Annotated in this window: 21 protein-coding genes and 2 pseudogenes; 11 read left to right on the top strand and 12 right to left on the bottom strand. The window is 57.5% G+C overall.

Annotation, left to right across the window (positions count from 1 at the left end; all coding sequences use genetic code 11):
* Positions 1-55: 55 nt before the first annotated feature.
* Positions 56-403, bottom strand: a complete 348-nt coding sequence (tnpB, locus tag NL528_RS29030) for an IS66 family insertion sequence element accessory protein TnpB (RefSeq protein ID WP_309176639.1) — start codon at positions 401-403, stop codon at positions 56-58.
* Positions 400-795 carry a transposase gene (locus NL528_RS29025; protein WP_309176640.1) on the bottom strand — a complete coding sequence of 132 codons (396 nt, stop codon included), beginning with the start codon at positions 793-795 and terminating at the stop codon, positions 400-402. The genes tnpB and NL528_RS29025 overlap by 4 nt, the downstream gene beginning before the upstream one ends.
* Positions 796-1,031: 236 nt before the next feature.
* Here NL528_RS29025 and NL528_RS29020 point away from each other — a divergent pair.
* Positions 1,032-1,208 (top strand): annotated as a pseudogene (locus NL528_RS29020) (transposase domain-containing protein); the annotation flags it as partial.
* Between the two features lie 22 nt (positions 1,209-1,230).
* Here NL528_RS29020 and NL528_RS29015 read toward each other — a convergent pair.
* The 3 genes from NL528_RS29015 to NL528_RS29005 all read right to left on the bottom strand — a co-directional run bounded on the left by NL528_RS29015 (position 1,231) and on the right by NL528_RS29005 (position 4,319).
* Positions 1,231-2,532 carry a folylpolyglutamate synthase/dihydrofolate synthase family protein gene (locus tag NL528_RS29015; RefSeq protein ID WP_309177814.1) on the bottom strand — a complete coding sequence of 434 codons (1,302 nt, stop codon included), beginning with the start codon at positions 2,530-2,532 and terminating at the stop codon, positions 1,231-1,233.
* A gap of 109 nt (positions 2,533-2,641) precedes the next feature.
* Entirely contained in the window at positions 2,642-3,550 is a 909-nt protein-coding gene (gene folD, locus NL528_RS29010) for a bifunctional methylenetetrahydrofolate dehydrogenase/methenyltetrahydrofolate cyclohydrolase FolD (protein WP_309177813.1), read from the bottom strand.
* 244 nt (positions 3,551-3,794) lie between these two features.
* Complete coding sequence (locus NL528_RS29005) at positions 3,795-4,319, bottom strand: hypothetical protein (protein ID WP_309177812.1); 525 nt, start codon at positions 4,317-4,319, stop codon at positions 3,795-3,797.
* Between the two features lie 674 nt (positions 4,320-4,993).
* Between NL528_RS29005 and NL528_RS29000 the strand changes: the two genes are divergently transcribed.
* Entirely contained in the window at positions 4,994-5,737 is a 744-nt protein-coding gene (locus tag NL528_RS29000; RefSeq protein WP_309177811.1) for a hypothetical protein, read from the top strand.
* Between the two features lie 37 nt (positions 5,738-5,774).
* Here the strand turns inward: NL528_RS29000 and NL528_RS28995 are convergent, their stop codons facing one another.
* Positions 5,775-6,440: a LysR family transcriptional regulator substrate-binding protein gene (locus NL528_RS28995; RefSeq protein ID WP_309185060.1), complete on the bottom strand. Its 666-nt coding sequence runs from the start codon at positions 6,438-6,440 to the stop codon at positions 5,775-5,777.
* 177 nt (positions 6,441-6,617) lie between these two features.
* Positions 6,618-6,746: pseudogene (locus NL528_RS28990) on the bottom strand (LysR family transcriptional regulator); the annotation flags it as partial.
* Between the two features lie 180 nt (positions 6,747-6,926).
* Here NL528_RS28990 and NL528_RS28985 point away from each other — a divergent pair.
* From NL528_RS28985 to NL528_RS28955, 7 genes are all read left to right on the top strand, one after another.
* Entirely contained in the window at positions 6,927-7,250 is a 324-nt protein-coding gene (locus tag NL528_RS28985) for a TSUP family transporter (RefSeq protein WP_309177810.1), read from the top strand.
* Complete coding sequence (locus tag NL528_RS28980; RefSeq protein WP_309177809.1) at positions 7,169-7,636, top strand: sulfite exporter TauE/SafE family protein; 468 nt, start codon at positions 7,169-7,171, stop codon at positions 7,634-7,636. The genes NL528_RS28985 and NL528_RS28980 overlap by 82 nt, the downstream gene beginning before the upstream one ends.
* Before the next feature lie 23 nt (positions 7,637-7,659).
* On the top strand, positions 7,660-8,682 hold the full coding sequence (locus NL528_RS28975; RefSeq protein ID WP_309177808.1) for a hypothetical protein: 1,023 nt from the start codon (positions 7,660-7,662) through the stop codon (positions 8,680-8,682).
* Between the two features lie 175 nt (positions 8,683-8,857).
* The gene (gene panB / locus NL528_RS28970) at positions 8,858-9,766 is read left to right on the top strand and encodes a 3-methyl-2-oxobutanoate hydroxymethyltransferase (RefSeq protein ID WP_309177807.1); all 909 of its coding nucleotides are present in this window, start codon (positions 8,858-8,860) and stop codon (positions 9,764-9,766) included.
* 124 nt (positions 9,767-9,890) lie between these two features.
* On the top strand, positions 9,891-10,619 hold the full coding sequence (locus tag NL528_RS28965; RefSeq protein ID WP_309177806.1) for a 5-formyltetrahydrofolate cyclo-ligase: 729 nt from the start codon (positions 9,891-9,893) through the stop codon (positions 10,617-10,619).
* A gap of 69 nt (positions 10,620-10,688) precedes the next feature.
* Positions 10,689-11,666, top strand: a complete 978-nt coding sequence (locus NL528_RS28960) for a methylenetetrahydrofolate reductase (RefSeq protein WP_309177805.1) — start codon at positions 10,689-10,691, stop codon at positions 11,664-11,666.
* 359 nt (positions 11,667-12,025) lie between these two features.
* Positions 12,026-12,328, top strand: coding sequence for an RHS repeat domain-containing protein (locus NL528_RS28955; protein WP_309177804.1), 303 nt, complete (start codon positions 12,026-12,028; stop codon positions 12,326-12,328).
* On the opposite strand, the gene NL528_RS28950 is transcribed toward NL528_RS28955, so the two are convergent.
* On the bottom strand, positions 12,318-13,136 hold the full coding sequence (locus NL528_RS28950) for a Crp/Fnr family transcriptional regulator (protein WP_309177803.1): 819 nt from the start codon (positions 13,134-13,136) through the stop codon (positions 12,318-12,320). The genes NL528_RS28955 and NL528_RS28950 overlap by 11 nt on opposite strands.
* Before the next feature lie 280 nt (positions 13,137-13,416).
* Here NL528_RS28950 and NL528_RS28945 point away from each other — a divergent pair, with 280 nt between their 5' ends.
* Together NL528_RS28945 and trxB are read left to right on the top strand one after the other, a co-directional pair.
* Positions 13,417-13,995, top strand: coding sequence for an HPP family protein (locus NL528_RS28945; protein ID WP_375143899.1), 579 nt, complete (start codon positions 13,417-13,419; stop codon positions 13,993-13,995).
* A gap of 270 nt (positions 13,996-14,265) precedes the next feature.
* The gene (gene trxB / locus NL528_RS28940) at positions 14,266-15,255 is read left to right on the top strand and encodes a thioredoxin-disulfide reductase (protein WP_309177802.1); all 990 of its coding nucleotides are present in this window, start codon (positions 14,266-14,268) and stop codon (positions 15,253-15,255) included.
* A gap of 366 nt (positions 15,256-15,621) precedes the next feature.
* On the opposite strand, the gene NL528_RS28935 is transcribed toward trxB, so the two are convergent.
* The 4 genes from NL528_RS28935 to NL528_RS28920 form a co-directional block, all read right to left on the bottom strand.
* Complete coding sequence (locus NL528_RS28935) at positions 15,622-16,722, bottom strand: transglutaminase-like domain-containing protein (RefSeq protein WP_309185058.1); 1,101 nt, start codon at positions 16,720-16,722, stop codon at positions 15,622-15,624.
* 75 nt (positions 16,723-16,797) lie between these two features.
* Positions 16,798-18,084, bottom strand: a complete 1,287-nt coding sequence (locus tag NL528_RS28930) for an IS256 family transposase (protein ID WP_309177801.1) — start codon at positions 18,082-18,084, stop codon at positions 16,798-16,800.
* Positions 18,085-18,181: 97 nt separating this feature from the next.
* On the bottom strand, positions 18,182-18,496 hold the full coding sequence (locus NL528_RS28925) for a hypothetical protein (RefSeq protein ID WP_309177800.1): 315 nt from the start codon (positions 18,494-18,496) through the stop codon (positions 18,182-18,184).
* Positions 18,477-18,923: a hypothetical protein gene (locus tag NL528_RS28920; RefSeq protein ID WP_309177799.1), complete on the bottom strand. Its 447-nt coding sequence runs from the start codon at positions 18,921-18,923 to the stop codon at positions 18,477-18,479. The genes NL528_RS28925 and NL528_RS28920 overlap by 20 nt, the downstream gene beginning before the upstream one ends.
* Between the last annotated feature and the right edge of the window lie 162 nt (positions 18,924-19,085).

The raw sequence follows: 19,085 nt of genomic DNA, 5'->3' as shown, positions 1-19,085 counted from the left end.
CAAAAGGGGCGATTTGAGGCGTCTTTTCTTCCGCACCTCAGAACATTTTTTAAGCCTATCCTGCGCTCTGTGGCCGCCACGTGTGCTGCGGGTTGCGCCAGTCGATCGCCTCCAGCAGATAACTCATCTGCGCCGCGGTCAGCCCCACCACACCGCCCACCGTCACCGGCCAGACAAAACGGCCACGGTCCAACCGCTTGGCGTAGAGCGACAATCCAATTCCATCGTGCCACAAGGCCTTGATCAGCGAACCGCCGCGTCCGCGGAACACGAAGACATCTCCGGCGAACGGATCACGACCAAGGTTTTCCTGCACCAATAATGACAAACCCTGCATGCCCTTGCGCATGTCAGTGTAGCCGGTCGCAATCCAGATGCGTGCGCTCGAAGAGATCGGGATCATCGACGCTCCAAAACCTGCAGCACCCGCGCCAGGGCGGCCGCATCGACGCCGGCATCGACAATCACCCGACGATCCCTGCCAACGACGATCACCATCTGCCCGCTCGTCGGCGTGGCAGCAACCGCCGGATCGACCTCAGCGGCAAGGACGACCCGCGCAAAGCCGGATTGCTCGCTTTGAGGGCTGATCGGCTCGGGACCGAACGAGCGCCGCCATGTCATCAGCAACGAACGCGATATGCCATGGCGTCTCGCCGTCGACGATATCGCGCGCGGCGCTTGAAAGCTCTCGGTGACGATCCGCAGCTTCTCGTCATCCGACCAGCGCCGCCGGCGACCAGTCTCGACCACCTCAAGCCGTTCAAGCTGAGTACTGCGCTTATGGCTGTCCATAAGGACTGTTACGCACCAATTGGACTAATCCAACAAGGCGGCCCTCGCCGGAGGGAGACGTTTGTTCAGCCGCCGAGAGGCTGTTCTGGACCGGCGGAGTAGAACTTGTAAGGTGGCCAGAGGCGCCCGGCGCCTTGCTCGCGGTGGCAGATAGAAGTCGCCGGGAGCGGAGGCGGCGTAGGGCACCACCACCATGAGCCCCGCCGGAAACAATCGGCTACCGAACGAACCGAATAGCCGAGCACAGGCCCGCCATCGCGTCACCGATCGAAACCTGCAAGCTGAACGACGTCGATCCGCCCGTCTACCTGACTGACGCCCTTACCAGGATCGTCAACGGCCACTCAAACAACGAGATCGACCAGCTGCTTCCGTGGGCCTGCAAACGTCAAGACCTCAAGGCCGTGGCCTGAAAACGATGCTTACCATATTCCGTCATCCCGGCGGTGTGCTGTTAAAGGCCAGCACGTGGCCGGCAAGATACAGCGATCCCGCGATCAGGATCCGCGGCGGCACTTCGTACGCAAGCCGCGTCAGCGTGTGCAGCGCGGCTTCGATTCCAGGTGAAATTTCCACGCGCATGCCGAGCGTACGCGCGGCTTCGGCTAGCCGGTCCGGCGGCATCGCATTATCCTGGCCGGGTATCGCGACGGCGATGATGTGGCGCGTCAGCCCGGCGAAATTGGCGAGAAACCCGCTCGCATCCTTGTTGCCCATCATGCCGGCGATCACGACCAGCGGGCGCGACACTCGCTCCTCGAGATCGCCCAGCGCCGCGGCAGCGACGCGTCCGCCTTCGGCATTGTGCCCGCCGTCAAGCCAGATTTCGCAGCCTTGCGGTCCCATCTCGAGCAGCGCGCCGGACGAAAGGCGCTGCATCCGCGCCGGCCATTCGGCATTGACGACGCCAGCCTCGAACGCGGCATGGCCGATCTTGAACGTTTCGATCGCGCGCAGGGTCGCGATTGCAAGACCGGCATTGTTGAACTGATGTCGGCCGAACAGCTTTGGCGCGGCGAGATCCATCAGGCCCCGATCGTCCTGATAGACCAGCCGTCCGCGCTCGACGCCGACGTGCCATTGTTGTCCGGCGGCATAGAGCGGCGCGCGCTGGTGCCTCGCCTGCTGCTTGATCACCGCCATCGCTTCCGGCGGCTGCTCGGCCGTGATCACCGGCGCGTTGTGCTTGATAATGGCGGCCTTCTCGCCCGCAATCGACGTCAGGGAATCGCCGAGAAATTCAGTGTGGTCCGTGCTGATGGGCGCGATGACGGTCGCGAGCGGCGCGTCGACCACGTTGGTCGAATCCAGCCGGCCCCCGAGGCCGACCTCCAGGAGCAGCACGTCGGCCTCATGCTGCGCGAACAGCCAAAACGCCGCCGCGGTTTTCGCCTCGAAAAATGTGAGCGGCGCGCCAGCATTGGTCCGCTCGCAATGTTCGAGCGCGCGCTTCAGCTCGTCATCGCCGACGAGCACACCGCCGCCGGCACAGCCTAGCCGAAAGCATTCGTTGATCCGTACCAGATAGGGCGAGATATAGGCGTGGACGCGTAGCCCGGCGGCTTCCAGGATCGCCCGCAAGTAGGCGACCGTCGAGCCCTTGCCGTTCGTGCCGGCGACGTGGATCACCGGCGGCAGCCGGAGTTCGGGATGATCGAGCCGCTCGAGCAGCCGATGCATCCGGTCGAGGCTGAGATCGATGCGGTTCGGATGCAGCGCGGACAGCCGCGCGATCACTTCTGCAAGCGAATCTATAGGTCTGGCGGCAGGTGCGTTCGCGCGTGCGCGGCACCGCCTGTCTGTTGTGCCGCCGCCCAGCGAATGGCCAAGGTCGAGTGGCATCGGCCTAGTTTGCGGCAACCAGAGAGCTTATGCCACTCGTTGGAATTGGAATCGTTACTTGCTGCTGCCATCGTTCGCAGGATCCGATTGTGTTGTACAGCAGCATCGATACCGTCATGGGGCCAACCCCGCCGGGCACGGGCGTGATGTAGGATGCCTTCGCCGCGACGCCAGCGTAGTCGACGTCGCCAACCAAGGTCCCATCCTTGAGACGATTGATGCCCACATCGATAACCACCGCGCCGGTGCGCACCATCTCGGGAAGAATGAGCCTCGGCCGTCCGGCGGCTACGATTAGAATATCAGCCAGGATTGTGAACTGCGCCAAATCTCTCGTCTTGGCGTGGCAGATGCTAACGGTCGCCTCATGCTGCATCAGCATCAGCGCCATTGGCTTGCCGACGATATTGCTCGCTCCCACCACGACGACATTTTTGCCCTCGATCGGGATCCGCTCGTGTTCAAGTAGCTTCACAACCCCATAGGGTGTGCAGGGCGGAAATACCGTTCCGCCGGCCACGAGTCCGCCAACATTATAGAGATGAAACCCGTCGACATCCTTCTCGACGGAAATCGTATGCAGTATTTTGGCGATATCGAATGAAGGCGGCAGCGGCAGTTGAACAAGAATGCCGTGAATGGAAGGATCTTGATTGAGATCCTCAATTTTTTCGACGACAACTTGCTGGCTCACGTCGGGCGGAAAACGAAGCTCCAGCGAACGAATTCCAACGTCATTACAGGCACGAATCTTATTTCGTACATAGACCTCTGAAGCGGGATCCGATCCAACAAGTATTACAGCAAGGCCCGGCGGCGTAGCGCCTCGAGCAACAAGGCGTTTTACACGCTCGCGGCACTCGTTGCGAATCTTCGCAGCAACTGCATTACCGTCGATAGTGATTGCGGTCACGGAGAATTCCTTCGGTTAATTCGATTCGTATTTCCGGAGTGCTGGTGTTCTTGATGTGGTTAGCAGCTTGTCATCCTTGATTGACGCGTTTTGAGTACGCTTCGATTAGGTCCGTGGCTGCTTTACTGCCGCGGACAAAAGACTTTCATGGCTTCCTGATGCAGAAGTTCCAGATCCTGTATCTTGATCGCGTTGGCTTTGTCGCTTTCTGTGATGTTTTCGACGTGGCGAGGAAGAGACAGATCTACGTCGATCGAGGCTCGGACCTCGGTCGAGACTGACCCAGACGAATCCACCGAACCTCACCTCGCAACGCAGCCGGCGCAGGCCAACGCCTTCCTTGGTCAGGCGATCCTGGAAACCTTCCGTTGCGCGGCTGACATAGACGCAGCTTCCGGTCATGTTGAGCTGCCACGCATGGAACATGTGTCATGCGTTTGGCATTGCCCGAAGGCTGGCCTTCGAGGAAGCTGCTGGCCGGGCGCCGCTCGATGAGCATGCCGCAATGCGGGCGGACGTCGAGGAAGGCGCGCACTTCATTGTCCGGCCCGCGGCATGCGATGATCGGCTCGCGTGCGATCGACGTCGCACGAAAATTGTGAACATTCGGTAGTTCTGACTCGTGATAAAGTCGAATCCAAGCCTTGATGAATATCTTTTCGAGCTCTTCGTCGAAGATCTTCGGGTCGGAATAGATCCGGCTGTCAACCCATTCGTTGCTCTTCAATTCGGGTTCAGAGACCCATTGAGCATGATTTTTCGCTGCCACGGCGTTCGCCCCTAAACGTTCGCCACTGATAAACGTTCAGCGGATCCTATGTGGGTATCTTACGTGCCACGGCGTCATAAACGCTAGATGGGTGCCAATCGAAACTAATTATCTAACAATAGACTGAGCTTTAGGTATGACTTGGATAAAAGATGCATTTCAGCTCAATTGCGCGCATTCCGGGCGTGCGGAAATACTAAACTGCCTGATCCGCCAGAGATGAAGTTCAAAAATAGTCTTGCTCTATCGAGTCATTTGGATGAACGATTTTCTACCAAATAGGCGATGCTGGCATGCTGTGGGTACAGGGATGCGACTGGACGAAGGGAAATTCCACGACAAGGTGAGCAAAGCTGATGACGATTTCTTCAAGTAACGGCAACTGTCAATCTCGAAGTCACGATCGCCTTGTCCGATGAAGTCGCGATGACTGCCTTTCATGCCGATTACCCAGTCCTCCGGCTCGCGAGCGGCTTGGTTCACGAGGTCGCCGGCAAGGTGATGGCCAGGCGGCGCCAGGGACGCGATCGCCTTTGTGGCAGGGCCGCCGATCATGGTTGACGGTGCGATTCGCGGGCTGATTGTTTGCGGCTTGCCCAGTCAGGACATTCGATATGACAAGTTTGGCTAAGACGGTTGTAAGGTCGGCGATGGGTCCCGCGGGCTGGCAGTCGGTGCGGCCGCTCGATCTCGATGCTCTTGCGAGAGCAAGGGCGGAGACGATCAATCTCGTGCAGTGGTTGGCCCGGATCGCAAATAGTTACGTGCCAGCCAGCCCCCTGGAAGAGCGCCTGTACCTTGAGTACCGGCCCGCTTCCGCGACCTTCGTCACGAAGCCTTTCGACAACAACCTGATTCTCGCATTGCACATGCCAACTCTTGAAATGCAATTTCACGAGCACAAAAAGGCGGTGCCGCATATCTTTGATCCCGAAGAACGCTCGCCGGCGGAGGCCGAGGCGTGGTTGCTGGTCGAACTTCTTCATCGCGGAATCGATCCCGCAAAGTTCTCGAAGAAGTTGCCGTACAACAGTCCCGGTCTGATGACCGGCGATGCCACCGACCATTCGCCACAATCGTGTCAGCAGGCGTTGGCGCAGCTGACCGCCTGGTTTCGGAAAGCTGCGGCGATACTTGATGCGACGGCCTGGACCTCAGGCGCCGAACATACCTGCATTGTCTGCTGGCCGCAGACCCTCGATCTTTCATGCGCGTCGAATATCGGATCGACGCGTCCGGACGCCGGATTCTCGCCGGGTGATGCGGAAAACCCGGAGCCGTATTTTTACCGAGGTCGACCAGCGAGCAACGGATCGGGGGTCGGCAAAGGCCGCTCAATTTTGACAGCGTCGGAGCTGCTTGCCGCGAGTGATCCGGCCGCAACGGCATTTGCCTTTCTGACGATCGCGGGGGCGTGACGCTCATAGGGCTTGGTTTTTGCGTGGAAGTCGCGCCCTAGATTGTTGTTGCGCGACTCCTGGTCGGTCCGTCGTAGACGGTGGCGTGATCGCCTTCGAGGCGTTTGCGCAACTCACCAGACTTGTTCATCTTGCGTACGATAGAAACGAAAGCACCGGCCATTGGCAGCATGATCTCTCCTTCGGTCCAGAACAAACCGACCTCTTGACTGACGATCGGATCGACCAGAGGGAGCGCGCGCGTTCCGCGATGAAGCCCTGGCGCGTGGGCGAAATGCGACGGGATAATCGTGCAAAGTTCGGTGAATTGGACCTGGAACATCAAGTGCAAAATCGATTCAGATTCGATCTGCGCCTCCGGCACACAGCCGACGCCAGCGAACACCTGGTCGACAAACCGGCGCTCATGCATCGACGAACGCAGCATCGCAAGCGGGTACTGCGCAGCTTCCTTCCATGTGATCGTTTTGCGATTTTGGAATTCTGCAGTGTCGGGGACGAGCAGGCTCAATTGCTCGCTGTAGACCGGCAGCGTGTTCTTGCGTCCAAGATCCGCCTTGTCGAGATAGGTCATCGCGACGTCAAGCGCGAAATTGTTAAGTCCAAGCTTCATCGCTTCGTTACCGATGAATTGGACGTCGACGCGCAGACCGGGATATTTCTCCCGGAGGCCCTGCAGCATGAACGGCAGCACCGGCGACATCGAGGGCATCACGCCCATGCGCAGATGCCCGGTCAGGTTTTTTTTCATAATATCGATTTCTTTGCGCATCGCGTCACAGTGGGCCAACACCGCACGCGACCATGTCGCAACGCGGTCGCCTTCCGCCGTCAGTCCTTGGAAGCGCTGGCCGCGACCGCGCAGGAAGATCGGTACACCGAGCTCGAACTCAAGTTGCCGTATCCCGCTGGAAAGGCTCGGTTGCGTGACATTGCAACGCTGGGCGGCGCGGCCGAAATGGCGTTCTTCCGCAACGGCGACTAGATAGCGAAACTGTCTAAGGAACATGTATAGGGGCTCGATGCGATGTTGAGTGCGAAGTCAGAATAGCGGAAATTTTGAAATAGACGAGACTTATCGAGATCGACGTACGATAGGCTCTGTGTTTGGTGCAGCGCACAATAAAGTCATTGTGCAAAGCGGTTGGGATGCGATGCTTTGGTGGCAATATGGGAACTGATCTGGATCGTGCTTCTTGGGCTGACGTCAGGTTTGATGATTGGGTGCATCGGAATTGGCGGTGTTATTCTTGTGTCGGCGCTGGCGTTTGTTGCCGACGTTCCAATTCAGATCAGCATTCCGGCGGCGATGATGGCGTATGTCTTGTCGGGCCTCGTCGCGACGCCAGTGTTTGCGCACAACAGATCCATCCGCTGGGGCATGGCGACATGGCTGTGCGTGGGCGCGCCGCCGACCGCGTTCGTCGGGGCATGGGCCGTGAGCGTCGTCAAACCGCTGTTGCTAGAAGCGTGCCTTGGCCTTCTCACGTTTTGTCGGGGCTCAATTCGCTAAGGGCGCAAGCGGTGGCCGACAGGCACGAGCGCGCTCTATCCAACACGCGGCTGCTTATCGTCGGAGCGGGGACCGGGTTTTTATCATCAATCAGCGGCACTGGGAGCCCGCTGGTGGTCGCGCCGATCATCATTTCCATGAGCGTGCCGGTGCTGGTCGCCGTCGGACTGAGTCAAGTCATTCAGCTTCCGGTCGCGATCGTCGCAACGTTCGGTAATGTCCTCTACGGACAGTTTAACCTGGAGTTGGGAGGCGTTCTGGCAGTGTATTTGATTGTCGGATCTTGCCTTGAGCTTGCGCATTTAGTGCCGCGCGCGACCTTACGCTGGATCATATCGGTCGTGCTTGTAGTTGTTGGGGCCTTCATTCTTGGAAATGTCATCTGACGGTTGAGGAAGGGACATTTGCGATGGCACTTGAGGGATTTAAGCTGACATACGATTTTGGCGACCCCGCGACCGAGGCAACGACATGCCGGACGGACTGCGCGCTGTTCGATTTCTCGTTCCTGGAATGTGCGCGGATTACAGGGAATCGTGCAGGCGACGTCATAGAGACATTTACCGGAAGATCGATGGCCTCGCTGAGGGAAAAGGAGATTCGTTATGCCTTGCGCGTCGGCTCTGGTGGTCAGGTCGATGCCGATTGGACCGTTTGGAGGACGGGGCCCAATTCGTTCGATGTGATGAGCGGGCGACGAGAGGACATTTTGGATTTGCTCTCCTGCTCGGGTCCGGGCGTTGCTGTCGTCGACATGACGGCAGATAGGGCGACGTTCGCGGTGCAGGGTCCCCGCGCACTGGACGTATTGGGCAAGCTCGGCGATGTTGGTCGTATCGAGTCGCTCAAATACTTTACTTTCGATTGGGCCTATCTTGAGGGCATTCCCTGCACGATCGGCCGGCTGGGCTATACCGGTGAACCCGGGTTCGAGATCATCGTAGACCGTGGGCATGCGCGCGAGCTATGGGACGCGCTGTCCTCCCATGTGGCACCCGCGGGGTTCATCGCGGCCGATATGCTCCGCATCGAGGCTGGGTTTGTTCTATTCAGCAATGAGTTCCGATTACCCGTTTCGCCCTCTGAAATCGGTCTGGGTAAATTTAGCCGGCCCACCGACCCGCTCAAGCCCGCAATAATGATGGTCTCGTTCGTGGCCGATGCGGATCGCCAGTCGTGGCCTTGGCAGCCGTCGCGCGACCTGCAACGGCCGTCCGCGCTCGGGGCGATCGCGGTGACGTCGGCCTGCGAAAGCATTGCGGCCGGTGGAATTCTCGGCCTTGGATATGTCTTTGTTGACACGTTGCCCAACACCGTCCTGCACGATGCAACGGGGACCTTCCGCAATATTCGTCTGACGCCGACACCGTTTTACGACACCTCAAAACGACGCCCTCGCGCGGCCTGGGCTGCAATCCGGCGGCCGCCTTGATCGGCGATCGCGCCCATCATAGCCAAAGGCACATATACGATAGTTTTTGGATATTTGACGGACCGGATGCCATAGCGCTCCATGCACCTGCAGACGAAAAACGGCTGAGCGGCGTAGATCGCTGCCGGGTTCTTCAACGCATTCGAAACGGCTTGGTGAGAAAGGGGGATTGGTTATGGCTGAGGCGCCGGCAAGGAAAAAGGTCACCATCAATACATTGATGGCGAAGATGAAGAAGGGCGAGCCGATCACGCAGCTTGCCGCCTATGATTATCGCACCGCGGTCATTGCCGACCGCCTCGGCATGGATATCCTCTGCGTATCCGATACCGGCGGCATGATCCTGTTCGGCCACAAGAGCACGGTCTCGGTGAGCTTCGACGAGGTCATGATGATGTCGAAGGCGATCGACCGCGGCTCCAAATATGGCCTGCGCATGGTCGACATGCCGTACTGGAGCTTCCACGTTTCGCCGGAACAGGCGGTGGCCAACGCCGGTCGTTTCGTGCACGAAGCCAATGCCGAGGTGATGAAATGCGAAGGCAACAAGTATCACGCCAGGAATATTGAGGCGATCGTGCGCGCCGGCATTCCGGTGCAGGGCCATGTTGGCATCACCCCGATGCGCATGCCGCAGCTTGGCGGCTTTGTCGCGCAAGGCAAGACCGCCAAGCGGGCCAAGGAAATGGTCGAAGATGCCAAGGCGATGGTCGATGCCGGCTGCTTCTCGATCCTGTGCGAAGTGACGACGTCGGAAGTTGCCGAATACCTGGCCCAGACGCTGCCGGTTCCGGTCATCAGCCTCGGCGCCGGCAATGCCGCGCATGGCGTGCACATTATCTCTTCGGATCTGTTCCATCTCTGGGAAGAGCACGTGCCGCGGCATTCGCGCATCTACACCGACCTGATACCGATTATGGAAGACGTGATCTCCCGATACATGAAGGACGTCGTGAATCGCGCCTATCCGGCCGAGAAGGAAACGGTGTTTATGAGCCCGGAAGAGTGTCTTTCATTCGCCCAAGACATGAAGTGGGAACGCAAGATCGACGAATTGCGGTCCGCCGCCAAAAAGACCGCCTGATCGCCGGCTTTGCCATGATGCACCGGCGCATGGAGGTGCATCATGGCGGTTGTCGCACTGAACCCCTCCTTGCAAGAGCGAGCCGACTCGAGGTGCGTTCGATCGCTCGATTGGATAGTCTGCAATGATTGACGAAGATGATGATACCAGCGGCTCTTCTGCTTGCATCACTCATGAAGTTGATCCTGCCCATTCAGGACTTTCGCTAGCCGACGGCGTTCCGAAGCATTCGGATGTATTGCGTTGGCGAAAGGCGGAGAGAGCGAGGCTAATCAAGGAACGCCTTGAGATGAGCACCAGCACGCGCAAGAGCTACTCCGATCTCATCGCAGAGCTGCTCGATGTGGCGATTGGCGATCTATCCGGGCGCGTCGTGAGCGGGTATTGGCCGTTCCGCGGCGAACCCGATTTGCGTGGATGGCTCGAACGCCTTGAATCACGCGGCGGCCGATGTGCACTGCCGGTGGTCATCGAGACGAAAGCGCCGCTTGTGTTTCGCATATGGGGACGCGGCGAGAAGTTGGAGCGTGGGGTGTGGGACATTCCGGTACCCGCCGCCGGGAAAGAAGTTTCCCCGGATGTCATGATCGCACCGATCGTTGGCTATGACCGGGACGCGTACAGGCTCGGCTATGGCGGTGGCTATTTCGACAGGACACTCGCCGCCACCCCGAAGCGACCGCTGATCATCGGAGTCGGATACAGCCAAGCCGCGATGCCCACGATCTACCCTGAGCTACATGATATTCCGATGGACAAGATTGTGACCGAACGGGGCATCTTCATCCGTGCGGCCAAGTCCGGTGAATCCGCGCGGAATTCGCACGACACGAACGGCGGATCCTATTTGTGAGAAAGCCGAACTCATCGCCGAACTCCGTCACTCGTTTCAGGGAAATCAATGAGACCTTTAGAGCCCTCGATGGCTGCTGCCACGAAAACTCCCGCTGCCGAGACCAACCGCGTCCTCGTGGATGATGGCCTCGCCGGCAGGGCGAGCGGAATTGAGGGCCCAGACATGTTGCCGGAATCGTGCGCGCAGCGAAACTCGACTATAAACGTTGCCTCATCACTGATGCGTGGGTTTTCCTTGGAGGCCACGCTGCCCAATCAAACGGAGCTCGAGGCGCTCCGCGACATGCTTCCCTCCACTACGGAGATATTTGTTGCCGCTCCGCCGGGTCGGCCGCACTCGCGGGTGGCAGAAACTGCAAAACGAGTTCGCAAGGCTGGATTTGAACCGGTTCCGCATATTGCGGCTCGGAATTATGAATCCGCAGAATCCCTCGGCGACTTCGTCGAACGGATATGCGGCGAAGCTGGCGTGCGACGGGTTCTGGTGATTGCCGGCGACGTCGATCGCCCGGCGGGACCTTATTTGGGGGCCAACGCGGTCATCGAGACTGACCTCTTGCAGTGCCACGGAATTCGGGAGGTGGGGGTCTCTGGATACCCGGACGGGCATCCGAAGCTGAGCGATCAAATTGTGGCCCGCGCTCTGAGAACGAAGCTGAAATCGGCAGAGGAGCGCAATCTGAAGATCCAGATTGTATCTCAATTGTGCTTTGACGCCGACAAAATCGCCGCCTGGATGAAATGGTTACGGATGTCTGGCATCAACGTGCCGGTTAGCATCGGTCTTGCAGGGCCGACAAGCCTGAGAGGACTAGCCCGTTTTGCCCTGATGTGCGGCGTACGCAATTCGTTCAAGGCATTTGTCTCGGGAAAGACGGGCCAACTCGTCGGCGAAGCCTCGCCGGACGACATCATCCATAACCTTAGCGAAGCACTCGATCTATCGATGTTGGGACAAATTTCTATACACCTCTACTCGTACGGCGGCTTGGTCCGAACGGCGAATTGGGCAAAGGATTTTCAAGCACGTTTCGTCGATGGCTAACTGAAGGCGTACGGATGGCGCTGGACGCGATGACGGGTGGACTACAGACTAGAAGATTGAGCTGAACGTCCCTTCGATCAATGTGCTTTGCGTCGGGAACACAACAGTTGATGCTCTGGACAAGAAGCATCTCGTTCAGTACGCGATGCCAAAACGGTCGATGTGGCTGGTCAACGAAGACAGAGCGAAGGCGCTCTACGCTGCCATAAGCCCATCGATAGAAGTATCAAGTAGCTCAACGCCGGCGCTCGATCTCATCGTCGGTGAGGGGGCTCGCGCTTATCATCTGAAGATCACCAACTACAGCACAGCGGTCCCGCTCACTCAGCACGAGCTTCGTTCCCAATGGTTTCGGTGAGGTGATCCGGCTCTCAAGTCCCGATACAGGTGCGACCGTCTACACCTACGACGCGTTGGGCAAACCTACGAAAATCACCGATGAGCGCGGGGTTGTCACCAATCTCACCTACGACAACGTCGGCCGTCTGCTGACCAGCGACACCATCGCCTACACTTGGGAGGATACGATCGGTGGTAACAAGGGTGTTGGCCGGGTCACCCAGATCCAAGATGCATCCGGAAGCGTCGAGTGGATCTACAATGCCCTTCGAAGTACGGAATATCCAAAATATTCAAGAGAGATCCTATCAATTAGTCGATAGGGCCGAGAGAGTCTTTCAGAATCGATTGATTTTTGATTAGAAAACGGCCCTTCACTGTCGCTAAAGCGCCCTTCTTCTGAAAGTGTCCGAGGGCGTTGTTGACCCACTGACGACTGACGCCAATCATTTTCGCTAGATCGGTTTGCGTGAATGCGTAGCGGATAAGCAAGCCGTCAGCGGTTTCAACACCGTAACAAGTTCCCAGCCCCAACAGCAGAATGCCGAGCCGTCCTTCCGCACACTGCGTACCCATGATCTGGAGGAGTAACGAAAACCAATGAATTTTAAAACTAAGCGCATCGAGCATCGCGATTGCCAGCGACGGAACGCGCGATGCTAGGTCGCGCAGAGTATTTCCAGGGATTGCCAGGAGTTCGGTTGGTTCAGCGGCGTAGCCTGACCAAAGATACGTAGTGCCATCGCTTATGAAATAAGGGCCGCCCACCAGTTCGCCCTTTAACCAATAGGCAAGGGTATATTCTTTACCGTTATGCGAAATAAATGATGTGCGCACGACTCCGCGTAAAATGAAATAAGTATACTTATGAGAGGCTCCTTGCGAAAATATGAGTTCGCCGTGACGAAATTTCTTAATCGTGCCATGCCGAATGACTTCTTCGCGCTCAGCTGGACTGATGCTGCCTAAAACATCTTCTCGCTGACCTAGCCGATCAAAAATGTCACGGAATGCCGCTGGCTCGGCACTCTTCGAGAGTTTCAATTGCTTTCGGTCTGTGTCCATTGGAGCATTCAGCGCAAGCCAATTGAATAAGGGAAGATATTTGAATAAGGAGACATTTTCGTCCAATCATTTCGCTTGCTTGTTCGTTTGACCGCGTCGACTTCTATGTTTTACTTCTGGTGTTCGTCGCGGACGGGTTTCCTCAAAAGCAGTCTAACACGTCTATAAAATCGTTCAAAGCGCGACCGTCCTTGAGGTCGCGGGTAGGGTCCGTTCGGAGGCGGTATATTATTCGACCTGTCAATTCAGAGACAGTCGGCGAAGCTGAAGGCGGATTATAGTCGTGGGAAGAGTTGAGCGCAGGTCCGAGTTTATGGATTTGGGCTGCCATCTACGGAGATTCCGAATGCTTCGTTTCGATGAACTGAATCCGGATTCACAGGAGTTTTTCTCAAAGTTCAAATGCCCGGAGGACGGCCCGCCACCATGGACACCGCTCAAGAATCGCCGCTTAAACTGTAGGATTTTGATTGCGACGTCTATCGCTGTAGTGGGCTTATTTGTAATGATCGCTCTCGCATCAATTGCGAATGTGCCCTTTGCCACCATTCCGTTTGCGACTTCGGTTGCACTTGTTGCCGGAGCGCCCGATAGCCGGCCCGCATCCAATCGTGCGATATTCTTTGGGCATCTCTTGAGTGCTTCAGTCGGGTTGAGCATTGTCGCAATAGCTGGCGGCGGAGCACTGGTCGGATCGATCGCGGTAGGACTATCGGTCGCAGCGATGCTGGCTGCAAACGCGTTTCATCCCCCGGCCGCCATTTCGCCGCTCATTATTAGTCAAGGTCATTCCGAACTGTCGTTTCTCGTTCCCGTCCTCGTGGGAGCAGTGCTGGTCATCGTTCTTTCCAGGGCCAGTGAAGCACTTCAATGCCGAGTCAGCGGCGACGTTGAGGTTTCGCAATCGGAACGATCAAGCCACTGACATGGAGCCACTAGGCAGGAAGACCTGATTCGTTCGCCGGCCTCACAACATTCCAGTCGCAGGTCTAGGATGACCGTTAGACGTCGCCGCGACGCGTCGCAGGCTCCGACGGCGCTGCCGTTCGGGTGAGGCGGCAGTCCGCAATCGAAGGACCGAATGCCCACACCAAACTGTTGTGTCCGAGCAATAGAGTCGATCCTGTCAAATATTAGACAGCAGGCGAGTTGGGCTTGCGCCTAAATTGAACGCAGAAGCCCCGGAGAAGAACGCGTGTCACATTCGAAGCTGACCATTATTGGCTCGGGGCCTGCCGGATATACCGCAGCACTGTACGCAGCGCGCGCCAACTTGCGGCCAAGATTGATTACGGGTCTTGCGAAGGGTGGGCAGCTGATGACGACGACGGACGTCGATAATTGGCCCGCCGACGCGCATAGCGTACAAGGGCCGGAACTAATGAAGCGTTTTTTCGATCATGCAGAGCGATTCGGAACGGACATGGTTACCGACGAAATTGCGTCGGTCGAGTTTCGGACGCGGCCGCTCGTGCTGCGTAGCATGAAGCATATTTATACCTGCGATGCTCTGATCATAGCGACGGGCGCGTCTGCCATGTATTTGGGAATTCCATCGGAACAAAAATATATGGGCCGTGGAGTTTCTGGTTGTGCCACCTGCGACGGATTTTTCTACAAGGACCAGGATGTATGCGTGATCGGCGGTGGCAATACAGCGGTTGAGGAGGCTCTCTACCTTTCCCGTATCGCGAAGCACGTCACTATCATTCATCGGCGCGACCAATTTCGCGCCGAGGCGATACTCGTCGATCGGCTGCTAGCCGAGCAAAGCGCCGGGCGCATTACAATTCTTCGGGATACGGAGCTTGACGAAGTAATCGGCGACGGTAGAGAAGTGATCGGGATCAGAGCACGACATGTGAAGACGGGCAAGAAGACCGAGATCAATGTGCGCGGGGTCTTCGTTGCAATCGGCCACCGTCCGAACACTAGTATCTTCGTGGGGCATCTGCAGATGTCGTCGAGTGGATACATCGTTACGCGCAGCGGCCTAAACGGCGGCGCGACTAGCACAAGCGTACCGGGAGTATTCGCGGCGGGAGATGTTCAGGATCACGTTTACCGGCAGGCGATTACAAGCGCTGCCACCGGATGCATGGCCGCGCTTGATGCGGAGAAGTTCCTTGCGATGAAAGATTCAACCGCCGAAATGTCGATCGCATCGTTGCTCAACGCCGACTAACGTTGTTGGATTTCCATTCGCCCATGAAGGAGAACCGGAAAAAATTACAAGACATTGATATGATGACTGCCGCTTGACTTCCTTGGTGCTATCGTCGGCTCCCTCTTGGCCAAAAATGACGCTGAGAGTGAAGCACTGTTCGACGAGGTACATGTCCGCGCGCATACGGGAGTGAGTGCGGAAACGTAGAGGGATGCTAAGACAACGGAGCGGGCTTTGCAGGCTGATCGTGAACTGTGACAGGTTCGCTAAGGTGGCATCGCAGGTTAGAAGGCGAGCCGGCCGGCAAGCAGCTGAATCACTTGTACAGTCCTCCCAAACTAAAGGCCGCCACTCATGTGGCGTCCTTCCTTTTATTTGTGGCATTTAAGCAAAGATCTGTTTGGCTGTAATTGTATAACTAAACGTATCCGGATCGAGGCAATCCAATCTTCCCGCCCCCGTCTCGGCCTCTGGATACATCAGAAATGCGACCTGGCCGTCCTTCGCTCCGTTCAGTTCCACGTCATGAGCGAAGTTATAGGCCATCCAATTGGCTTCCCACGAGCCGAAGAGGGCTTTGCGCGCAGCGACGACTTTATCGTTGTCGATAGCGAGGCCGCCCGGCGCTTCTTCGAGAACCACCTTGCGGACATCCGCGGGATCCATCGGCACCCAGCCGAAGCCAGCAAGATGTACTTCGGCGCGACAATGCTGGGCCCTGGAGATCGTTGCTGTATTTGCACCTAAGCTCTTGTAGCCGAATGCGGAAGGAGCAACTCGAATTCCATATACGTCTCTCGCGGGAATGCCTTGTGCGCGCATCAAGCCGACAAACAGGGCGTTCAGATCGGCGCACTTGCCACCTAAATTGCCGCTCATGAGCATAGCGGCAACGTCACCTGCTCCGCAGCCGCGGACTCTGGCGTCGCGGAACGTATTATCGATGATCCAGTCATATATCGCACGGGCCTTCTCCACGTCGCTAGTCGCCTTAGCGTCTGCGACAACTTTGTTGGAAAGTTCACGTGCGATACCGTCGGTTGGGATAAACTTCGTCGGACTGGTATAGAGGCTCTGTTCTGATGCTGACAGCGGCGCAGCTTTGCCCGACCTGGAAAGATCGATTGCACGGTCGCGTGTCGAGAATCGGCTAGTGATTTCGACGGCCGCACTCTGCTCGGAAGTTGGCCATTCGACATGCACCATGCTCGCTCCATACTTTGGATGAGTCTCGAGAGTCGCCTTCCCGTTCGACTTCCATGTGTTGTCAAACGTCCTGAACCAGTCGACTTCGTTCACCGAGGGCAGGGGAACCCAAGCCTGGGCAGGGCTGCCCTGACTGGCGATTTTAAGTTGACTGACCACTTCGAAGGTTCGCCACGGGCCTGGCTTTGGCGCGAATACCGCTTGCGACCTTGCTGCTCGCGACAAGCTCGCCGCGATCGCAATCGTCGCTCCACCCACAAGAATATCGCGTCTGTGCATCATCATCGAGTCTACTCCTTGGAATTGCCCCGTGCTCTGTTGAACTTTATGAAGCGGTCGTTGCCGTGAATGACGTTAAGCGGCCTTCGCAGTTTGGACAAGAGCGCGATTGTTGGTCTCCTTTTCGTAGTGAGCGGCCAGCGCGACCCGCAGGGCAGGAAGTTGCTTGTAGGCTTTGAGCCTACGAAAGCCTTTCTTTGCTTCGTTCATGGCCGCAGCGGTCCAGCGCAAAGCCATCGAGGACGAACTCCAGCGCTTCACATTGCGGGTGACGCGACGCACGGTCCCCATCATATTTTCGATGATGTTGGTGCAGGCCAGCGAGCGCCGCAATTCCGCCGGAAGACCGAGCCTGCTCACTGTGAGGATTTCATCCAATCCCTCGAGGAGGCTTTTTGAGACGCCAGGCGCGTCGCGCTCGAGGCGCTGGGCGAGATTGCGGATCAGCTTCTCCGCCTTCGCCGCATCGTTGAGTTCCCAAGCTTGGCGCAACGCACGCCGGACCGATGCATGCAGAGCGGGAGATAGACGCTCCATGATGTTCCGGGCCTTGTGGATCTGGCAGCGCTGGATTGGCGTGTGGCTCCCGAAGCTATGCCGGATCGCCTTGGCGAGCGCCTTCGAGCCGTCGATGATAAACAAGCGCGGCACCGCTGGATCGAGGCCCCGCTCGATCAGGTCGTCGATCAATGCCTGCACCACAGCACTGTGCTCAGTTGCCCCCTCCATCAGTCCAAGCGGGTGCTTGAAGCCCTCGCTATCGATCCCGAGCGCAGCCACCAGCACGAGATGCTCACTGATGTGGATGCCGTCGATCTGCACCACCATGATGTCGAGGCCGGACAGATCCGCACCCATCCATTCCTTCATGCGCGCAGCCGACAACGCCACGAAGTGCCGCGAAGCTGCCGACTTCGATACTCCGGCCCCCGCTGGCGCGGGAACATCGCCCTCGGGAAGCCGCACCGCTCGGCGGAATTTCCGCGTCGATACGTTGATCAGCATCAGGTTCATCGCCCACTTGCCAAGCCAGTCCTCCGCGACCGCACGCTCCCAACTCGGCAGTGCCAGTTCATGGCCCTCGACGTCGCGCACGCGGGGCCGCTCAACCGCCACCTTACCGGCGTGGAAGCCGATCTTGCCCTGGGTTCGGCCCCAGCGATAACCGCGCCGGCCATCGCTGCGGGCATGGCGAGCCCCGCAAGCCTGCTCGGCGTCCTGTTCCATCATGGTTCCGAGCGCCTCGATCCCGGCCGTCAGACAGAATCGATCAAAGCTGACCGAAACCGCGTCCCAAGCTTTGTCCACAGCCCCCATTCCTGTCGGAGGCAAAGCGGTTAATGGTGTGATAGCTTTCATCATGGCGTTGCTTTCCTTTCGTGGAATCAGCACCCCGAGCCTACCGGCTCAAGGCGAGCAACGCCGCTCCTCCTATTTCAACATTCCCCGGGGCAATTCCCTACTCCTTTCGTGTTTCAGCTAAATTTTCGTTGGTCGTGTGCGGCGCAGATCCTGCGAAGCCTGTCAGTTCTAAAGACCACGCAGCAATCAGGTAAGATATTTCGAGATCATCCCAATCGAGAGTTCCTTGCACGCAATATTGTGATTTCAATGATTTATCGAGCACGGAAGGTTCAGGCAGCGCATCGCCGCGCCACGCTCTGGCGACGGTCCTGTCGCGAACGCGTAAAATCGAGAAGTCGACCGGAAGCTTTTCGAGAAATCGATGGGCTGCAATGTCGTTATCGCCGACTTCAATCGCAACCATAGCCATCTTTAAGCACCCGTTTCCCGCGAGAAGTCGTCGCAGCAACGCGACCTCCTCTCGGCACGATCGCACGACTTGGCAAAAAAGGTACGAGGACGTCTCGGCCGCGACAGTTGTCCAGACGTTTAATCCCACCGCCGATGCGATCGAGCATGAAAACCACGCGTTCGTTGTCAAGCGGATTTCGTCGCATATACTCAATTGAAGAGAATGTCTCGACCTTCGAAAGCTCAACAACGGAGTCTTCTAGCGCGATCGCCGCGAGGGCAAAAAACATTCCGGCGAGTACAATCAAGCAGAACGCAAGCGGCAGGTTCAGTTGTCGATGGGTTGAGGGCCAGCGAAACAACGTAATGGCCAGCCCCAGTTGCTGCCCAACTTCGTTATTCAATTGCCGTAAGCCCCGAACCTCGGGAGCCTGACTCATATCCACGAAGTTATTCTCTTACGCAACCCGTTAATGGTCAACAGAAGATTTCGAACCGTTTGCGCGTTCGCTGTCGATTAGTTGACAGCTCATGATGATCGTCGATGTCAAAATGCGACTAGGCATATATCGAGACTTCGACGCGCGATTAAGTCCGCACGTGGCCCG

It is taken from the genome of Bradyrhizobium sp. Ash2021 (genome assembly GCF_031202265.1).
Classification (GTDB): Bacteria; Pseudomonadota; Alphaproteobacteria; order Rhizobiales; family Xanthobacteraceae; genus Bradyrhizobium.
Note: the sequence above shows the minus strand (reverse complement) of the source record. Positions and strands in the feature narration are given on the sequence as shown.

Coding starts and splice junctions, on each gene's coding strand:
- tnpB (WP_309176639.1), bottom strand. CDS start 403: ATGATCCCGATCTCTTCGAGCGCACGCATCTGGATTGCGACCGGCTAC.
- NL528_RS29025 (WP_309176640.1), bottom strand. CDS start 795: ATGGACAGCCATAAGCGCAGTACTCAGCTTGAACGGCTTGAGGTGGTC.
- NL528_RS28995 (WP_309185060.1), bottom strand. CDS start 6,440: ATGTCGCCGGTGCTGCCGTTCATGCTGCAGGGCCTCCGGGAGAAATAT.
- NL528_RS28980 (WP_309177809.1), top strand. CDS start 7,169: ATGGGCCGTGAGCGTCGTCAAACCGCTGTTGCTAGAAGCGTGCCTTGG.
- NL528_RS28975 (WP_309177808.1), top strand. CDS start 7,660: ATGGCACTTGAGGGATTTAAGCTGACATACGATTTTGGCGACCCCGCG.
- panB (WP_309177807.1), top strand. CDS start 8,858: ATGGCTGAGGCGCCGGCAAGGAAAAAGGTCACCATCAATACATTGATG.
- NL528_RS28965 (WP_309177806.1), top strand. CDS start 9,891: ATGATTGACGAAGATGATGATACCAGCGGCTCTTCTGCTTGCATCACT.
- NL528_RS28960 (WP_309177805.1), top strand. CDS start 10,689: ATGGCTGCTGCCACGAAAACTCCCGCTGCCGAGACCAACCGCGTCCTC.
- NL528_RS28945 (WP_375143899.1), top strand. CDS start 13,417: ATGCTTCGTTTCGATGAACTGAATCCGGATTCACAGGAGTTTTTCTCA.
- NL528_RS28935 (WP_309185058.1), bottom strand. CDS start 16,722: ATGCACAGACGCGATATTCTTGTGGGTGGAGCGACGATTGCGATCGCG.
- NL528_RS28930 (WP_309177801.1), bottom strand. CDS start 18,084: ATGATGAAAGCTATCACACCATTAACCGCTTTGCCTCCGACAGGAATG.
- NL528_RS28925 (WP_309177800.1), bottom strand. CDS start 18,496: ATGGCTATGGTTGCGATTGAAGTCGGCGATAACGACATTGCAGCCCAT.